This is a genomic window from Akkermansia muciniphila (assembly GCF_002884975.1).
Taxonomy (GTDB): domain Bacteria; phylum Verrucomicrobiota; class Verrucomicrobiia; order Verrucomicrobiales; family Akkermansiaceae; genus Akkermansia; species Akkermansia muciniphila_C.
On the sequence record NZ_PJKB01000002.1, the window covers coordinates 64,195 to 81,942 of the forward strand.

Sequence of the window (17,748 nt, forward strand, 5' to 3'; positions counted from 1 at the left end):
AGATCAGCCACATATTGAAAGCCTAAAATGCGTCTCCGGCAACGCTTTCGGCGTGATGGAACCGTCTGTGAAAGGCCGCAGGCGGAAGGAGCTTTTTTCTTTCTTCCCACGGGTGGAAACTCCGTTGACATGCTTGGAAAATTAGTTTTTAATAATTCTAACTAAAAGACACCATGAGCGACCAAAAGAATTTAACAACCGCCGTCGGAGCGCCCGTTCCGGATAATGAAAACGTACTTACGGCCGGCCCCCGCGGTCCCATGCTGCTGCAGGACGTATGGTTCCTGGAAAAACTGGCTCATTTTGACCGTGAAGTTATTCCGGAAAGGCGCATGCACGCCAAGGGCTCCGGAGCTTTCGGCACCTTTACGGTGACTCATGATATTACCCGGTATACCAGGGCGGCGCTGTTTTCCGGAGTGGGCAAGAAGACGGACCTGCTGATGCGTTTTTCCACGGTGGCCGGGGAGAGGGGCGCGGCGGACGCGGAGCGTGATATCCGCGGCTTCGCCATCAAGTTTTATACGGAGGAAGGCAACTGGGACCTGGTGGGCAACAACACGCCGGTCTTCTTCCTGCGTGACCCGCTCAAGTTCCCGGACCTGAACCACGCCATCAAGCGTGATCCGCGCACCAACATGAGGAGCGCGCGCAACAACTGGGACTTCTGGACCTCCCTTCCGGAAGCCTTCCACCAGGTCACCGTAGTCATGAGCGACCGCGGCATTCCCGCCTCCTACCGCCACATGCACGGCTTCGGCAGCCATGCGTTCAGCATGCTGAACGCGGATAACGAACGGGTGTGGGTGAAATTCCATTTCAAAACCCAGCAGGGCATCAGGAACCTGACGGATGCGGAGGCGGAAGCCATCATTGCGAAGGACCGGGAAAGCCATCAGCGGGATTTGTATGAAAGCATTGAACGGAAAGACTTTCCGCGCTGGACGATGTACATCCAGGTGATGACCCAGGAGCAGGCCAAGGCATGCCCCTTCAATCCGTTTGACCTGACCAAGGTATGGCCGCACGGAGATTATCCCCTCATTGAAGTGGGCGTGCTGGAACTCAACCGGAATCCGGACAACTACTTCGCCCAGATTGAACAGGCGGCGTTCAATCCGGCCAATGTGGTTCCCGGAATCAGCTTTTCCCCGGACAAGATGCTCCAGGGGCGCCTGTTCTCCTACGGGGACGCCCAGCGGTACCGGCTGGGAGTGAACCACAACCAGATTCCGGTGAATGCCCCCCGCTGCCCGTTCCACAGCTACCACCGGGACGGCATGATGCGCGTGGACGACAATGCGGGAAGCACGCTGGGCTATGAACCGAACAGCTACGGGGAATGGAAGGAACAGCCGGAATTCCGGGAACCGCCGCTTGAACTGGACGGCGCGGCCTGGCACTGGGATTTCCATGAGGACGACCATGACTACTATTCCCAGCCCCGCGCCCTGTTCCGCCTGATGGCTCCGGAACAGAGGGAAGCCCTGTACGGCAATACGGCCCGCGCCATGGGAGATGCGCCGGACTTCATCAAGCAGCGCCACATTGACCACTGCATGGAATGCGACCCGGAATACGGGGAAGGCGTTGCCAGGGCCCTCGGCATGTTTAAAGGGTAACCGCACCCGCTGAACCTTTCCCGGGCGGAAGCTTCCTGTTACGGAAACTCCCGCCCGGTTTTTTCTGGTGTTGGGGCGCCCTGTCCGGCGCTTGCCGGGAGGAGGTTCACAGGATGTTCCGGGCGCGGGACAGGCTCCTGCCGCCGTGGTTCCGGCTGATAAGGGGCTAAAAGAATCCGGTTCTGCACCAGGGTTCCCAGGCGGCCCAGCCTGTCCCGGACGGTTTCCATGAAAACGTCCGGAGGCAGGTACACCATCAGGCATTTTTTCTTTCCGCCCTTTATGGCTTTCAGGGAATCGTACATTTCCTGGTCCCTGCCCAGGGGATGGAAGCGGCCTGCCATCCATGTTCCCGTGCGGAACAGAATAACCGGGAAACGGACGTATTCCGGAATTTCCTGGATTTCATAAGGCTGGTCTTCGGGCTGCTGAAACCTCCATGACTGGAAAGCCGGCAATTCAAAAAGAAACACGGGCCCCGGAAAAGCGGGCTTCATGCGGATACGCACGGCATGGGGATACTTGTCCGTAAAGAGGCGGAGACGGTGTTCCAGTTCCCGGAGAGTATTACGGCGGCCAACGAGCAGGAAAGCGCCTTCCGCCTGTATTCCGTTTGCCGGCAGTTCTTCTTTCCCTTCTTCCGCGAAAACGGAAGAAGAGCATATGGCTCCGGCGAACAGAAGGGAAATAGCCCTGGTCATGGTTCAACTATGCTCCCTGCATGCGGTTGGTGTCAACGGACGTCTTTCCTCGGAAGCCTTTGTTACTCAAAAGTTATTTTGAATGGAATCTCCCTGGGGAAAAGAGCTGGCGGGATTTGCCAGGGTTTTTTAATGGAGAGAAAGCGCTTCCCATGCCCGCAACAATGAGGCGCCCGTTTTTCAGGAAAATGGCGGGGCGCCGGGCGGATGGGACTTTGGCCGGGAAGAACGTGCTTTCTCCTTCCCGCGGCAACGGCGCATGATGTATAGTGAGGGCAGACGTATGAAAATCGTAGTGAAGGTAGGGACGGGTGTTCTGACCCGTGAAAACGGGACATTGGACGGTTCTTCCATCGTGCATCTGGTGAGCGGCCTGGCGGACCTGATGCAGCAGGGGCACCAGGTGGTTCTGGTAAGTTCCGGCGCCGTCGGTTCCGGAGTGTCCGTGCTGGGGCTGCCGTCCTATCCGCAGGAGCTGTCCCTGAAGCAGGCTTGCGCGGCGGTGGGGCAGACGCGGCTGATGCAGACGTATGAGAATCTTTTCAGCCATTTTAATGTGGACGTGGCACAGCTTTTGCTGACGGCGGAGGATTTGAAGCGCCGCCGCCCCAACGTGCAGGCCACGCTGATGCGCCTGTTTGAACACGGGAGGATTATCCCGATTGTGAATGAAAACGACACCGTTTCCGTGGAGGAACTGAAGTTTGGGGATAACGACATTCTTTCCGTCCATATGGCGCGCATGGTGGGGGCGGATGCCCTGTTCATCCTGACGAGCGTGGACGGCCTGTACCCCCCCGGCGGCAGCCGTGACGCCATCATTCCCCGGGTGGAGGATGTAGACGCCGTCCTGGCGTTTGCGGAAGATGACCGTGGCCGCTTTTCCATGGGCGGCATGAGCGCCAAGCTCCAGGCCGTGCGGGAGGCCGTGAACGCGGGTATAGGCACTTACATGATGCATGGGCACCATCCGGAACGCATTGGCCTGCTGCTGGAGGGCAAGGCGGAAGGCGCGGGAACGTTTTTTGTACCGAAAGGAGCAGGAAAATGACGCTGGAAAATCCTCTTGAACCCGTAGGGCGCGCGGCCCTGGCGGCCTCCCGGGAGATGCTGGCCCTGGGACCGGAGGAAAAAGCGGACGCCCTGCGCCGCATGGCCGCGGCAGTACGCGCGGCGGTGGCGCGCATCTTGCAGGAGAACGCCTTGGACATGGAGGAGGCCGGGACCGCCGGGCGCAATGCCGCGTTTCTGGACAGGCTGCTGCTGACCCCTGACCGTGTGGAGCGCATGGCGCATGGCATGGAGCAGGTGGCGGAACTTCCCGATCCCGTAGGCGAGCGCATCCGTGAATGGACGCGCCCGAACGGGCTGCATATCCGCCAGGTGCGCGTGCCCCTGGGAGTAATCGGCTTTATTTATGAGAGCCGCGGCACTGTGACCTGTGACGCGGCGGCCCTGTGCCTGAAGTCCGGCAACGCGGTCATTTTGCGCGGCGGGAGCGAATCCCTGCGTACCAACCGCGTTCTGGCGGAGGCGCTGCGCGGCGCGTTAAAGGAGTCCGCCGTTCCGGTGGACGCCCTGCAGCTTCTGGCTTCAGGCAGCCGTGACGAGGTACGGCAGCTGTGCGAGCTGGATTCCTGCCTGAACGTCATTATTCCGCGGGGCGGGAAGGGGCTTATCCGCGCCGTCATGGAGTACGCCAGAGTGCCCGTGCTGAAGCATTTGGACGGCATTTGCCATGTGTACGTGGATGCCGCGGCGGATTTGGAGATGGCCGTCAATATACTGGATGACGCCAAGACGCAGCGTCCGGGCGTCTGCAATGCGGCGGAAACCCTGCTGGTGGATGCCGCCGTGGCGGAACGTTTTCTTCCCATGGCGGCGGACCGCATGCGCCTGCGCGGCGTGGAGTGCCGCGTGTGCGGACGGAGCAGGCCGTTTTTCGGCCCGGAAGCCGTTGCCGCGTCAGAGGAGGACTGGTCTACGGAGTATGAAGACCTGATCCTGTCCGTGAAGGTGGTGGACGGCGTCCGGGACGCCGTGGAGCATGTCAACCGCTACGGCTCCCACCACAGTGATTCCATTATTACGGAGGATGGAAAGGCCCGTGATTATTTCTTGCGGCGGGTGGACAGCGCGTGCGTCTACCATAATTGCTCCACGCGGCTCAGCGACGGGGAGGAATTCGGCTTCGGCGCGGAGATTGGCATAGGTACGGACAAGTTCCATGCGCGCGGACCGATGGCCCTGCGGGAGCTGACCTCCTACAAGTATGTCATTGAAGGCAGCGGGCAGATGAAGGACCCTTCCCGAATTCCGGGGGAAGACCGCGCCTGAACAGGCACGTCCGCAATCAGAAAGGGAGCACCGCAGCATGGCCGCGATGCTCCCCGCTTGTACACACCCCTGAAGAAGCCCCGTTAGAAAGTCAGCCTGTAGCCGATGCTTCCGTTGAAGCTGGTGGCGCGGCTGCGGAAGTCCGCATTGACATCCGCAAAGACGGAGCTGGTGTAACCCACCGGAATGGTGATGCCCGCGCCTGCCTGCACGCCGGTGGCGCCTTCCCTGGCGCCGTTTATGCGGAATCCTGCGCCGGGCACGCCGGCGGGCGCCAGCGCAGCCGTGGTTTTCCGGTCGCCCAGGAGCTGGACAACCTGAACCCGCAGTTCACCCATGGACGCGCGGCCTGTCAGGTTGCTGGAGAGCTCCCCGCGGAGCCTCGCCCCCAGTCCCACGGTTCCGTAGGTGGAATCCATGTCGTCCACGCTCATGCCCAGGCCCCCTGATTCCGTGAAGCCGTCCATCCGGCTCTTGTACACGGAGGCGTTCACCAGGGGCTGGAGCGCGGAGGTTTTGTTCTCATTCAGGTACAGGTCATACGTGCCTTCATAAAAGGCGCCGTAGCTGCTGCCGCTGGTGCTGCCGTGCATGGCGTACATGCCGGCTCCGGGGATGCCTGCGGTGCGGTCCAGGGAAGCGTCGTTCCATCCGTAGGTGAGGATGACGTTGTGCGCCCAGCGGCCTGACTGGATGCGGAAGAACAGATTGCCATAGTAGGAGTCCAGGTCTCCGTTCGCCATGTAGGCGTCCAGGTCGCCATAGTTGGCGGAAAAGGCCGCTCCCCATACGAAGCTGTCGCTGCACGTCACGTCAAATCCGAAGGTGCCGCCCCAGGTGTTAAGCTTGTAGCCTGATTCGTCCATCCGGTCATCCAGCTTGCGGTAGCCGCCTTCCCCTTCAATCCAGGCGTTGAAGCAGGGCAGGTCATCGTTGATGTACTGCGGGGAGGCTCCCATCTGGGTGAGGCGGTTGCGCAGGTGGAGCACCTGGTCCCGGAGGGCTCCCTTCTGGGCGGAGTGCAGGGCGGTGACGCCGCTGCCCGCATAGGAGGAGAGGGCGGATTGAAGGGCGCCCGCGTCCCCTATGGCCTGGGCGGTGCCCACGGCGTTGAGGAATTCCATCATGGCCGGGGTGATGCTTCCGGGGGAGGAAGTGACGGCCCACAGGCTGTCCACCGCGGCTCTCTGGTTTTCCGTGGAGGCGAAGTCCTTCAGCGGGCTGTCTCCCAGTTTGGTGAAGTGGACCTGGAACAGCTTGCCGTCGTCGGAGAGTATCTTGCTGATGTCATAGACGAGGTTGGCGAAGCCGGCATGGGTCAGGTTCACCATGTCCGCCGTCCAGGTTTCCCCGTTCGCCGTGGCCAGGCCGTTTTCCGCATAGAAGGCGTTGATGGTGAATTCCGGCAGGATGGCCCAGTCTCCCGCGGTACCCAGGCCGTAAATGTTGACGTTGATGGACGGGTCCGCCCCGTTGATGCGGATGGAGCCGTTTTCCGCCTTCACGGCGGCCCAGGCGTTGTCCGCGCTGTGGGCCAGCGTTTCCGTATTGACGGTGAGGTCCAGGGAGGCGCCGGAGGCCAGATCGGCCGCCACGCCGCCGTTATTGCCGGTCAGCACGAGCTGGACCGCCCGCTGGTTGGGATTGCCGCCCAGGTACAGCTTGCCGTTGGAGGCGATGGAGAGCGTGTTGGCCGTGGTATTGTTCATCAGGGAGAGGTCCGCCGTGGCGTCCAGGCCGGAGGCGTCCCGAGTGTTGCTGCCGATGGAAATGTTCCTGTAGGTCATGGAGCCGTCCGCGGCCAGGTCCTTGTCTCCCAGGACGAGGTGGCCGCCCGCCCGGGCATGGCTGACGTCCACGCCGCCATTCCCGGAGGAAAGGATGATCTGCGTGCCTTCGCCCCGGTGGGTGATGGCTCCCGTGCCGGTGATATCCCCCTTGAAGGAGTAGGTTTTCCCGTCGTTGGAGGCCAGTTCCAGACGTCCGTCTGCCCCCAGGTGGAGCGCGCCGTTTTCCTGCTCCTGGTGGAGCCCTTCCAGCGCGATCGTGGAGCCGTCCTGCAGGCGCAGGCTGCCGCCCCCCAGATGGAGCAGCACGTCTTCGCCCAGATTGCTGTCCGTGCCCAGAATCAGGTTGCAATTGTCCAGCTTCAGGGTGCCGGAGCCGGTGACGCTCGCATGAAGCGTCAGGTCTGAAAGAGTGTCTCTGGCGATGGTGAGCAGGGCGCCCCCGTTCAGGGTGATGGAGCCGGAGCCCGCCAGGTCCCCGGCGGCCAGGGAGGCGGAGTTCAGCGTCAGCGCGGCATCCTGCTCCACGTTCAGAGCGCCGGAGATGATGGAACTTTCCTTCGTGTTCTGGAGCACGAGCTCTCCCTGCTGCACGTCCAGAGCGGAGGCGGTCACCCTGCCGTCAACGGTCAGCCTCTGTTCCCCGTCCTTGACGAGCTGCGCCGCTCCTTCAATGGAGCCCGCGTAAGCGGTGTTGCCGGGTTTGTCCGGGTCTGCGGAGGTTTCATTCAGCAGCGTGATGATCACGTCGCTGTCCGTTCCCGTGTTCACGACGGCATCGGCTTCCGTGCCGGCCAGGTAGCGGATGGTGGTTGTTTTGTCTTCCGGCGCAGTGGCTGCGGACAGGTCAATGTTCAGTGTTCCGTTATTGGTGACGCTGGGGGTTGCCCCCAGGGTGCTGGCGGAGGTGACGTTTTTGGAAGCTCCCTTGTCAATGACCATGGCGTCCAGCTGGCCGAAGGAGATGATTACCTGGCCGCCTTCCGTCCGGGTAATGTCCCACGCCATGCCGTTGTATTCGCTCAGCGTGATGTGGTTGGTATCCGCGTGCAGGGCGGCGTTGGTGACGTGGAAGGCATAGTCCCCCGGAGCGGCGAGCAGCGCCACGGCATCCGCCGTCAGCGTCAGGGTCAGGTTCCCCAGGGTCAGAGTGGAATTAGCCGCGTCATTGAACTGGATGATTCCCGTGCCGTCCGCGCCCATGTTGGCGGCAGAAAGCCTCAATTGCGTGTCGGAGCCGGACAGGTCCGCATGGCCCGTCAGGCCGGAAATGGTTCCTGTGCCATTGCCCATGTTGATGGAGTTCAGCTTGCTGCCGTCCAGGCCGCCCAGGTTGACGTTTCCGGTAATGCCGGAGACGGAGACGCTCCCGGCTCCCAGTCCCGCCGTATTGGCGAGCGCCCCCGCGGAGATGGATATTTTCCCGGAGACGGCCTGCCCGGCCAGGTCCAGCGTTCCCCCTTCCACCCAATAGGTTCCGGTTCCGGTGTCTGCGGATTTGAGGGTCAGGTTGTGCGAGGTGCGAATCGTGCCATTGTTGGTGATGTCCAGCGTGGCTCCCTGGTCCTGGTTGAACCGGAGGGCGGAGCCTGCATCCACGGTCAGGAAGGCGACCGTGCTGCCCAGGGCCTTGTCCAGCGCAAGGTCTGAATTTCCGGTGACCTGCACCTTGTCAAAGTTCTGGAGCGTTCCGAGGAAGCCGGTAGTGTAGTGGTCGAAGACGAGCTTCTTTTCTCCGTTCACTGTTCCTCCCCCTTTGCCGTCGATGGTGCCGGCGTATTTGTCAAATTTGTGTTCGGAACCGTCTCCGGTGGTGGCGGCAATGTCCTTCAGGGTGATGGCGGTTCCTCCGTTGATGGTGCCGCTGGCCTTGTTGCCGCCGCACAGGAGCGTCCATGTCCAGTTGTCCCCGTCAGCCTTGCCCAGAATGGCGTCCGTGCCCGTGACGGTCAGGCTGGTTCCCTGGGAGATGGTGCCGTCCGTCTTGTTCCCGGCGTAGATTTCATTCATGAACGTTCCGCCGTTGATGTAAAGGGAGGTGGAGCCGGAGATGGTTTTGCTTCCCGTGTAAAGGCCGCCGAAAATGCGGTGGGAGAACACGCCGTCATTGAACACCATGGTGATGTCCCCGTTCACGGCGGTGGCGTAGGCTCCCGCCACGGAGGTGCGGTCCGCCTCCCCGTTGGTGAAGGAGGTGTCATAGGTCCCGGTGGAGGATGAGAATTCCAGGTAAATATCCCCGTGAACGGTACCGCCGTTAACGACGCCGAATACCGTGGATTTGCCGATGGCCCCTTCCGCCAGGCGCAGGTGGATGTCCCCGTACAGGTCGCCCGACGTGTGGCCTCCTATCCAGCCGTTATCGCTTCTGACGCCTTCCCCCAGCGTCACCCACAGGTCCTGGCGGCTGTCCGCGCTGCCATAGGCCCCGTTGTTGGCGTAAATGAATTTGGTGCTTCCCGTTCCCGTGATGCTGGCAATGTTGGAGTTGGTGCCGTTGCGGGCATTATACGTGGCATTGGCCCCGGCCGTGGCCACGGCGGTGGCGGCGGCGCCCGTTGTCCATTCGATCATGCCCGGCTTGAGGGCGGAGGAAGCTCCGCCGTTTGCCAGATAAAGGGCTTCCGGTCCGGTGATGCCGCTGGTGGAGGGCGCGTAGGAGAGGGAGCCGTCCAGCGCCAGATTGGACAGGATGGCGTCCAGCGTGCCGGAATAGCTGAAGGTGAGGCCGGAGGAGCTGCCCCCCGCCGCCGTCTGCGCCTCCCCGATGAGGACGTCCCCCAGCCAGATGTAGTAGCCCGCGTTCAGGCCGTGGGCGTTGTCCCCCGCCACGTAGGCCACGCGGATGGAATCCGCATTGGCGGACATGTCTTTGGAGTACAGGATGGTGCTGCCCCACTGGATGTACGCTTCATTGACGTTCAGCGTTCCGTTACCCAGATTCAGGGAAAAGTTGTTCGTGGTGTCCCAGCCGCCCGTGGCGCCGTTGCCCAGGCGCAGGGTGAAATCCACCGTGTAGCCCTTGTCCTGCCCCTGGGAGGGGCCCCAGTTGCAGGTGAGGGTGCTGCTGCCGGATTTGTTGAAGTTGATCGTATTATTGGAGATGGTGACGTTATTGGCGGTAAAGCCCTTGGCCGTCAGCGTCTGCTGGGTGATGGAGGGCGTCTGTCCGAAGTTGACGCCCAGTTCGTGGGCGGCTTTCCTTTCCTGCCCGGCGGACCGCCCCGCGTACCCCATGCCCTTGGCCAGGTTGCCCGCCATCAGCAGGTCCCCCTGGGCGTTCGGATGCAGGCCGTCCGCCGTGGGGTTGTGGAACATGGAGCGCACCCCGTAGAAAGGGGTGGAGGAGGCCACGTCAATGATGCCCGCGTTGATGTCAATGACTTTGACGCCGTTGGCGGCGTTTTTCGCGCCCCATTCCTTCAGGGATTCGTTGTAGGTGGCTACGGCCTGGTGCGTTTCAGCCAGGTTCCCGTTGGAATGCTGCGTCCAGCAGGGGATGGTCATCACTAAAATGCTTGCCTGGCTGTTGGCGGTGCGGATGGAGGAGACGATGGAATCCATGTCGCTCAGCAGAAGGTAGGTGACCCCGTCCAGCCGCAGGTGCAGCGTACTGTTGTTGTTGTCGGAAAGGAGGTCGTTGGTGCCGGCGAGCAGGAAAAACGTGTCCGGCGTGTCGGCCCCGGTGAAGGTCTGGCCCGTGTAGGTTCCCCCCTTGGTTTTTTCCGTGCTCAGGCCCAGCCAGTTCTTGATGTTGGAGCCGTCAAACCGCCCGTAGCTGCTGCTGTTCGCCCTGCCGGCGATTTCATAGGCCCGCGCGCTGGCCGCGGAGGAATGGAGATTCTGGAAAACCCTGCCGCCGTAGGAAGTCCCCGCGGCCACCCCGCCGCTGTAGTTGCCGGTCATGATACCTTTTTCGGTATAACTGATGCCGTTGTCTGCAAAAATTTTGTGCATGGCCCAGCGCCAGGAGCTGCTGTTGACGCCATGGGTGATGGAGTCCCCTACGTACATGACGTTGCCAAGGTTTCCGTCTGAAACAGAGGCGGAGGCCACGGTAGAGAACAGGGCGCTGCATGCAAGCAGGACGGACCTTAGAGAGAGGGGTAATCTTAAACGCATATCCTAGCAGTATGCGAATTAGGAATCCGGCCTCAACTCAAAATGTTGAAGTTTAGTGCATTATAAATTTCAATACATTGAGATTGAAATCATTGTGACACGTCTGGTCTTTTTGGAGCTTGCTTTTTTCCCTGATTTTTGCAGGGTTGCGGCTTTGCCGTTTTTTCAATGGTAACTGACGGATTCCTAATCCGTTGCAGGATTAGTCACAAAGGCACTGGTTCATGTCCAGCGCGGGATTGTCCGGAATGGAGTCGCTGACGATGACGGCGGGAACGCCTGCCACCGTGGTATGGGGCGGCACGTTTTCCAGAACGACGGAGCAGGCGGCGATCTTGGCGCAGGTGCCGATGGTGACGCGCCCCAGGATTTTGGCCCCCGCGCCGATCAGTACGCCGGATTCCACAATGGGGTGGCGGTCTCCTTCCTCCTTGCCCGTGCCGCCCAGCGTGACCTCATGCAGGATGGATACGTTATCCCGGATAATGGCGGTTTCCCCCACCACAAAGCTGGTGGCGTGGTCCAGCAGGATGCCGCAGCCAATGACGGCTGCCGGGTGGATGTCCACCGCAAAGACTTCACTGGCCAGGCTCTGGAACTGAAGGGCCATGATCGTGCGCCCGTGCTTCCAAAGCCAGTGGGAGATGCGGTACGTGGTGATGGAGTGGAACCCCTTGTAAAAGAGCAGGGGCTCCAGCGGAGTGCGGCACGCGGGGTCCCGGTCCACGATGGCGATCAGGTCATGGGCGATCTGGCTGAGGATATTCTGGTCTTCCGCCAGCGCCTCCCGGATGAGGGGTTCAATCAGTTCCCGCGGCATGTCCCGGCGGGAAAGCTTGCGCGCCAGCCGCGCCGCGATGGAGGTGGCCAGGGAATTGCGGGACAGGCACACGTCATCCAGAATGCCGCGCATGGCGGGTTCTTCCTCCGCCGCCTCGCGGGCGCATTCCACCACCCAGTCCCATACTCCGTTAATCACGCATTCGCAATTGGTGCAGTGCCGGAGTTTTAAGCGTTTCAGGCTGGTCATGGCTGGCGGAAGGTTGAAAAAGGAAGGAGCGGGCTTCCGGGCTGGAAGTCCGCTCCACCATGAGTACCAGAGTGCGCCGCGTTTGAGAACAGGAAAGTACGTCCTATGGCGCTGCGCAGGATATGCCCGTTAGCCGAAGATCACGTGGAAAATGTTCATGAACCAGGCGTCCACGGACCATGGGCCCGGTCCTGTCAGCAGCAGGGCAAGGGCGCAGCCTGCATAAAGAAGGTGGAATTCCACGCCTTCCCCTGCCTTTTTTCCGGACCAGTTGGCAAAGTAGCCGTTTTTGATATGCTTGGTCATGGCGACGGCCATCATGATGATGACCCCCAGGGCCGCAATGCGGGTGAAGAAGCCCAGCGCCATGCAGATGGGAGCGACGAATTCCGTGACCATGGCCACTTTGGCAAGGAAAGGCGGAATGCCCATTTTTTCCGTAAAGGCCTGGTAGGTCCCATTCCATCCCGCACCGCCGAACCAGCCGAGCACCTTCTGGGCGCCGTGGGGCCACAGGATCAGGGCCAGGGTGAGCCGGAGGACCAGCAGCCCCCATGCCGCCGCGATCAGGGTAATGGAATCAATGGTGTCCATGAATTTGAAATGATTGAAGAAAAGACCCTTTTCCTGTCTGCGCCGTTCATTGCGTGGAATAGGAAAGGCCGGAAAAGAAGGTCATTGCCTCCTTTTCCGGCCTTGGGAGCGGAACTGTTCCGGCTGGTTACCGGGGAATGGAGTGGTACAGCTGTTCCAGAGCCAGCACGCAGTAGGCGGTGACCAGCACGGGGTCCGCCTCCCACCAGCGGTTGTTGGTGTTTACCCAGGAGCCGTCGCTCTTCTGGATGGAGATGAGCTTGTTGGCCAGTTCATCCCGCCAGTCCACCTTGCGGCCGTCTTCCAGCGTCAGGGAGTCAATGCCAATGGCGCTCAGCGCCTTGGACATGGCCTGGTAGTAGTAATAAAGGCCCTGGACGCCCATGCCGGGGTTTTCATCCAGGTTGTAGCTGTTTTCCAGCCACTTGAGAGCCAGTTTGACGCGGGGGTCATTCTTGTCCACATTGGCGTAAATGAGGGACTGCATGCCGGCATAAGTCATGCTGCCGTAGGCCTTGGGGGGTTCCGCCTTGTCAAACGCGGCACTCTTTTTGTCCTTGGCGCTGGCTACGCCCGGCCGGTATACGAAGCCGCCGAGCTGGGATTTGTCATCAGACACCCAGGGTTCCTTGTTGACGGCGGGGTTCTGCTGGCAGCGGTTAATGAATTCCGTGGCGGCGTTCCAGTCCAGGTCCGGCTGTTCCCCGTACTTTCCGTCCTTGGCCAGCTTCTGGGAGTAGTAAATGGCTTCCAGCGCCAGGGAAGTGTTGGAAAGGTCCGCGATGGGGGGGGCCTGCTTGTCCCCGTAGCCGATGCCGCCGTTGTAGGGGTTGTCCGGCGCAAAGTGGTTCTGCTGCTTGATGAGGTAGGCGCGGCCCTTGAGGATGGCGGGGGCGTATTCCTCCTTATTGGCGGCCAGCAGGGCCATCATGCACACGGCGGTGTTGTAGGAGGACATGCCGCGGTTGAAGATGGAGCCGTCCTCCTTCTGGGATTTCAGGATGAAGTCATATCCCTTCCGGATGTATTCCGGGACGGGCTTGCCCTGGTTGGCGGGGTCGCGCATGTAGGAGGTGACGGCCAGGGCCGTCAGGGCCGGGTAGGACGGCTGCGCCCAGTAGCCTTCCGGGTTTTGCTTGCTCTTCAGGTATTCGTTCCCTTTTTCAATGGCGCGCAGGATTTCCTGGCTGATGGAGGCGTATTTGGAGGCGGCCGCTTCTCCGGGGACGGCCGTCAGGGTGGTCTGGCCGAAGGCGGCTGTGCCCAGCGCGGCGGCCAGCGTTAATGTAAGTACGGATTTAAACATGATGTCTTATTGCTTGGGTTGAACCGGTTTCTGGGAAATGGTGACGGTGACGTTGGTGCCGAGGGGCAGGTTTTTCTTCGGGTTGACAATCCAGCCCGTGTCGTTGACGCCGTCATGGAAGTCGCCGATGTAGTTGATGGGGGAAGTGCGGCTGGCGAAGATGGAGATTACTTCACCGCTCAGGCTGGCCTGGTAGGCGCCTTCGTAAAAGAAGGAGTTGGTGTAAAGCCAGTCCCTGGGGTCCAGCCCCTTCCGGGTCTGGGAGTTTACGACGATGTCGGAAAAGTCGCTCTTCTGTTCCTTGCCGTTCTCCGTGTAAGTCATGACGACCTGCACGTAACAGTCCGCATAGTCCGCAGGCTTGGGTTCCGTGAAGGGGAGCCATTCAAAGTTTTCATCCCGCACGGGGAAGAACTTTTCAAAGCGGTGGAATTTGAGCAGCGTCATGCCCAGGCTGATGTGCAGGGGGTCCGCCTCCGTCACCAGCAGGGATTCATGCAGCTTGCCGTTGGGCATGCAGCAGACATATTCCAGAATGCCCTCCTTCATGTTGACCTGGGCCTGAAAGCTGACGGTGCGTTCCTTATGATTCACAATCACGTTGCCAATCTTGATGCGGTGCTCGTCCAGGGGTTCGAATTTGGGGACCGTCTTGCCGTCCGGCAAGGGGACTTCCCGTGGAGCTTCCTCCGGCGCGGGGGCGTCCGGGCCACCCGCGGGGGTGGAGACATCCTGCGCATGGGCAAGGCCCCAGGAGCAGGCAAGCAGGGCGATCGTAAATTTCAGGAACATATTTATGGAAATTAGATTGTAAAAAGGAAAGCTTCGGTTCAATGAAAAAGGCATCCGTGATTGATTTGTTACTTTTGAATCACGGATGCCTGAAAGAAGTGGTAGGGCAGGGACCTTAGACCAGTTTCATTCTGGCGAGGTCCTGAAGGTCAATGATGCCTACGGGAGCCATCTCCGCGTTGAGCACCACCAGATCGTCAATATGGCGGTTGCTGACGGCTTTTACCGCCTCGGCGGCCAGGTCGTCTTCCATCACATAAATGGGATTGCGGGTCATCAGGCCGCTGACGGGCTGTTCCCCGATGAGGGGATTGGCTCCGTACGCCCGGACAAAGTCCCCGTGGGTAAAGATGCCGGCCAGCTTGTTATCCGCCGTCAGCAGGATGCAGGCGCCAGTGTGGGCCGTGGTCATCGCCTTCAGGCAGTCGTTCACGGAGGCGGTTTCCGGCAGGATGGCCATTTCTTCTCCCTTCCGCATGATGTCGCCCACCTTGGTGAGCAGGGCGCGGCCCAGAGAGCCGCCGGGGTGGCGTTTGGCGAAGTCCCGCGCGGTGAAGTGGCGCGCTTCCACCAGGGCCATGGCAAGGGCGTCCCCCATGACGAGCATGGCCGTGGTGCTGGAGGTGGGGGCCAGGTTCAGCGGGCAGGCTTCACGGGAAACGCCCGTGTCCAGCACGATGTCCGAGTACTTGGCCAGGGAGGAGGCCGTGTTGCCCGTCATGGAGATGATGGGCAGTTCAAAGCGTTTGATGAAGGGGAGCAGGGCCAGCAGTTCCGAGGTTTCCCCGGAGAAGGACATCGCGATGCAGACGTCCCCGTCCTGGACAATGCCCAGGTCACCGTGCAGGGCGTTCAGGGAGTCCAGAAGAACGGTGGGCGTTCCCGTGGAATTCAGGGTGGCTACGATTTTGGCTCCGATGTTGCCGGATTTGCCTACGCCTACGATGACGATCTTGTTGCCGCGGTCCAGCGCCTGGGACATGAGGTCCACAGCCTGGTTGAAATTGTCATCCAGCCGGGACAGGACGCCGCGCAGCTCTTCAATCTCCATTTCAAAAACGGATTTGGCGCGTGTTAAATGATTCATATCTGGCGGGAATGATGCCAGATGCCCCTGTGGGCGTCAATTTTTCATTGCGGCTCCCTCACGCCCGTTTTCCCGGCATTTGCACGCGGGGTTTGGCGCCAGGGGAACGATGGTGAAGCGCATGCGCAGCGTGTCTGCGGAGAGCATGGCCCCCACCAGCGGAGAGGGAATGCCGGCAAGGTATTTTACCGCTTCCAGCGCCTGGATGCAGCCGATCATGCCCGCATGCGCGCCCAGGATGCCGGCGGCGGAGGCGGTGTCTTCCTCCTCCATGGGCGTGCCGGAGGGAAAGAGGCAGCGGTAGCAGGCGGTACCCTCATGGGGGGCGAATACGGCCACCTGGCCCAGGAACCCCTTCACGGCCCCGTACACCAGGGGAAGGCGCAGGGCGCAGGCGGCGTCCGCCATGGCGAAGCGCGCCGCGTAATTGTCTGAAGCGTCCAGAACAAGGTGGCACCCTTCCAGCAGGCTTCCGGCGTTTTCCGGCGTAAGCCGGGTACAGACTTCCATGACGTTCACGGCGGGGTTCAGTGCGCGCAGGCTCCGGGCGGCGCTGGCGGTCTTGGCTGTGCCCTCTGCGTCCGTGGCGTGCAGGATTTGCCGCTGGAGGTTGGAAAGGCTGACCCTGTCCGGGTCAATCAGGGTGATGCTGCCCACGCCTGCGGCGGCAAGATAAAGGGCCGCGGGGGAGCCAAGCCCCCCGAGGCCCGTCAGGGCGATGTGCGCCCGTTTGAGTTTTTCCTGGCCTTCCTCACCCAGTTCCGGAAGGGAAAGATGCCTTGCGTAGCGTTCGGTTTCTTCCTGGGTGAGGGGCATTGCGCTTATGGGATTTAACGGCGGGAGGAGCTGCCGCTGAAAGCGTACAGGAGCAGTGTCCATCCGGAGAAGATCAGTTCCACCGCAATCAGGGTGCCGATGAACCAGGCTGTGGATTCAGGCCAGCCGAAGATGACCATGAGGCCCAGGATCAGCGTGATGATCACGTTAAACAGGCGCCAGCCGCTGGCGGCCAGGGAACGGGTCTGGAACCAGATGGCCCCCTGGAAGACGGCTGCGATGACCAGTCCCCACCCGATGATGAGCGTGGTGATGGCCAGGGAGACATTGGGGTCCCTGAACAGGAACCAGCCCGCGATGCCGTACAGGATGGCCGTCACCAGGTTCCACCAGCGGGAGGAGGGAACGGTGAAGGTGTGGATGAGCCGGACGACGGCCAGGACCATCAGCATGATGCCGATTACCCAGATGAAGCTGGCCCCGACAATCCAGGGAGAGGCCAGGGCGATAAAGCCAAGAAATAGCTCGATCACGCCAAGGATACCCATCCACCATGAGTTGCCGGATACCGAGGAGCTGCTGACTTGAGGTTGAGTTGTCATATGGCGGTATGACCGGACCCGCAGCGGAAACGTTGAAGAATGACGGTTTTATTTGCCGGGGACCGCCGCCTGGGGAGTGTTTTTGGGGTCCATGGTCTTCAGCAGCTCCGGAGTGACGTTGAACAGTACGGGGCCGCTCCTGGGGTGCGCCTGCGGGGGCACAAAGTAGGAGAACGCCCTGGCGGGGAGCTGCCCCGGGATTTCCGGCATGATGTACACTTCCACAAGGACGGCGCCTTTCTTGCCGTTCGGGCTGTCGGAAAAGTTCAGCGTAAGTGAGTTGGTTCCGTCCCGCAGGCCGCCGGAGATGACTTCCGCCAGGCGCGTGTTGTCAAATTCATGGGGGGAAATGTTGTTCACGTTCGCTTTTACGGTGCGGCCGGGGCAGTCCACCAGAATTTTTGCGATGTATTTGGGCGGGGGGCAGACGGGCGGCACGGCGGGAATTTTTCCAAGGGGCTGGAAGCCGTCCTGTTCCATCAGGACGGTGGCGTCTCCGCGCTTGAGGCGTTCCTTGACGGCGGGCAGGCGGGTGAGGTTGAAAAAGCGCGCCTGGTCGTATTTCCATTTGCCGTTTTCATGGGTGAACAGCAGGACCAGGGCATTCGCGTCCGTAGGTTCCTGGCCCAGGCCCAGGTCCACCTTGCCGTAATAGGTGGCTGCGGCCGTGGGGCCGTCTATTACGGAACCCACGTACATCAGCGGGGAGAGCGCCGGGGGAGCCATGGGCTGCCGGAACAGGGAGGCGGGGAAGGAGCGTTTCTCGGAAACGGCCAGATTGCGCACTTTTACCTGGCGGTAGGCGGAGGTGGTGGCCCTCCACCCGTCATAGTTGCCGCGCATCAGGTGCAGGCGCCAGGTATTGTAGGCCACGTCCAGGTCATCCCTCAGCTTGGCGTCTCCGGGCTGAGGGGCTGCGGATGCGGAAGTGAGAAGGGCTGCGGCGCAGCAGGCCGCGGTAAAAAGGGAACGGAAAGTCATTACACGATTA

At 61.1% G+C, this 17,748-nt stretch carries 13 protein-coding genes; 3 read left to right on the forward strand and 10 right to left on the reverse strand.

Features of this window, described 5'->3' with window-relative positions; all coding sequences use genetic code 11:
- Nucleotides 1–173 precede the first annotated feature (173 nt).
- Nucleotides 174–1,622 (forward strand): catalase, encoded by a 1,449-nt coding sequence (locus CXU21_RS06335; protein ID WP_102725481.1) that lies wholly within the window; start codon nt 174–176, stop codon nt 1,620–1,622.
- A 38-nt stretch (nt 1,623–1,660) separates the two neighbouring features.
- Here the strand turns inward: CXU21_RS06335 and CXU21_RS06340 are convergent, their stop codons facing one another.
- A complete protein-coding gene (locus CXU21_RS06340; protein WP_102725482.1) occupies nt 1,661–2,323 on the reverse strand; it encodes a hypothetical protein in 663 nt (220 codons plus the stop codon).
- Nucleotides 2,324–2,606: 283 nt separating this feature from the next.
- Between CXU21_RS06340 and proB the strand changes: the two genes are divergently transcribed.
- Nucleotides 2,607–3,374, forward strand: coding sequence for a glutamate 5-kinase (proB, locus tag CXU21_RS06345; protein WP_102725483.1), 768 nt, complete (start codon nt 2,607–2,609; stop codon nt 3,372–3,374).
- A complete protein-coding gene (locus CXU21_RS06350; RefSeq protein ID WP_102725484.1) occupies nt 3,371–4,660 on the forward strand; it encodes a glutamate-5-semialdehyde dehydrogenase in 1,290 nt (429 codons plus the stop codon). Before proB ends, CXU21_RS06350 begins: the two co-directional genes overlap by 4 nt.
- 83 nt (nt 4,661–4,743) lie before the next feature.
- Here CXU21_RS06350 and CXU21_RS06355 read toward each other — a convergent pair whose 3' ends face one another.
- The 9 genes from CXU21_RS06355 to CXU21_RS06395 form a co-directional block, all read right to left on the reverse strand.
- Nucleotides 4,744–10,569, reverse strand: a complete 5,826-nt coding sequence (locus CXU21_RS06355; protein WP_102725485.1) for an autotransporter domain-containing protein — start codon at nt 10,567–10,569, stop codon at nt 4,744–4,746.
- 202 nt (nt 10,570–10,771) lie between these two features.
- The gene (gene cysE, locus CXU21_RS06360; protein WP_102712115.1) at nt 10,772–11,599 is read right to left on the reverse strand and encodes a serine O-acetyltransferase; all 828 of its coding nucleotides are present in this window, start codon (nt 11,597–11,599) and stop codon (nt 10,772–10,774) included.
- Between the two features lie 129 nt (nt 11,600–11,728).
- On the reverse strand, nt 11,729–12,193 hold the full coding sequence (locus tag CXU21_RS06365; protein WP_102712113.1) for a DoxX family protein: 465 nt from the start codon (nt 12,191–12,193) through the stop codon (nt 11,729–11,731).
- Nucleotides 12,194–12,320: 127 nt separating this feature from the next.
- Entirely contained in the window at nt 12,321–13,499 is a 1,179-nt protein-coding gene (locus CXU21_RS06370) for a prenyltransferase/squalene oxidase repeat-containing protein (RefSeq protein WP_102725486.1), read from the reverse strand.
- A gap of 6 nt (nt 13,500–13,505) precedes the next feature.
- Nucleotides 13,506–14,291, reverse strand: coding sequence for a YdjY domain-containing protein (locus CXU21_RS06375; protein WP_102725487.1), 786 nt, complete (start codon nt 14,289–14,291; stop codon nt 13,506–13,508).
- Nucleotides 14,292–14,406: 115 nt separating this feature from the next.
- The gene (locus tag CXU21_RS06380; RefSeq protein WP_102712107.1) at nt 14,407–15,378 is read right to left on the reverse strand and encodes a KpsF/GutQ family sugar-phosphate isomerase; all 972 of its coding nucleotides are present in this window, start codon (nt 15,376–15,378) and stop codon (nt 14,407–14,409) included.
- Nucleotides 15,379–15,414: 36 nt separating this feature from the next.
- The gene (locus CXU21_RS06385) at nt 15,415–16,194 is read right to left on the reverse strand and encodes a HesA/MoeB/ThiF family protein (RefSeq protein ID WP_180972692.1); all 780 of its coding nucleotides are present in this window, start codon (nt 16,192–16,194) and stop codon (nt 15,415–15,417) included.
- 14 nt (nt 16,195–16,208) lie between these two features.
- Nucleotides 16,209–16,757: an HdeD family acid-resistance protein gene (locus tag CXU21_RS06390; RefSeq protein WP_102712103.1), complete on the reverse strand. Its 549-nt coding sequence runs from the start codon at nt 16,755–16,757 to the stop codon at nt 16,209–16,211.
- Nucleotides 16,758–16,805: 48 nt separating this feature from the next.
- The gene (locus CXU21_RS06395) at nt 16,806–17,738 is read right to left on the reverse strand and encodes a hypothetical protein (protein WP_102725489.1); all 933 of its coding nucleotides are present in this window, start codon (nt 17,736–17,738) and stop codon (nt 16,806–16,808) included.
- Between the last annotated feature and the right edge of the window lie 10 nt (nt 17,739–17,748).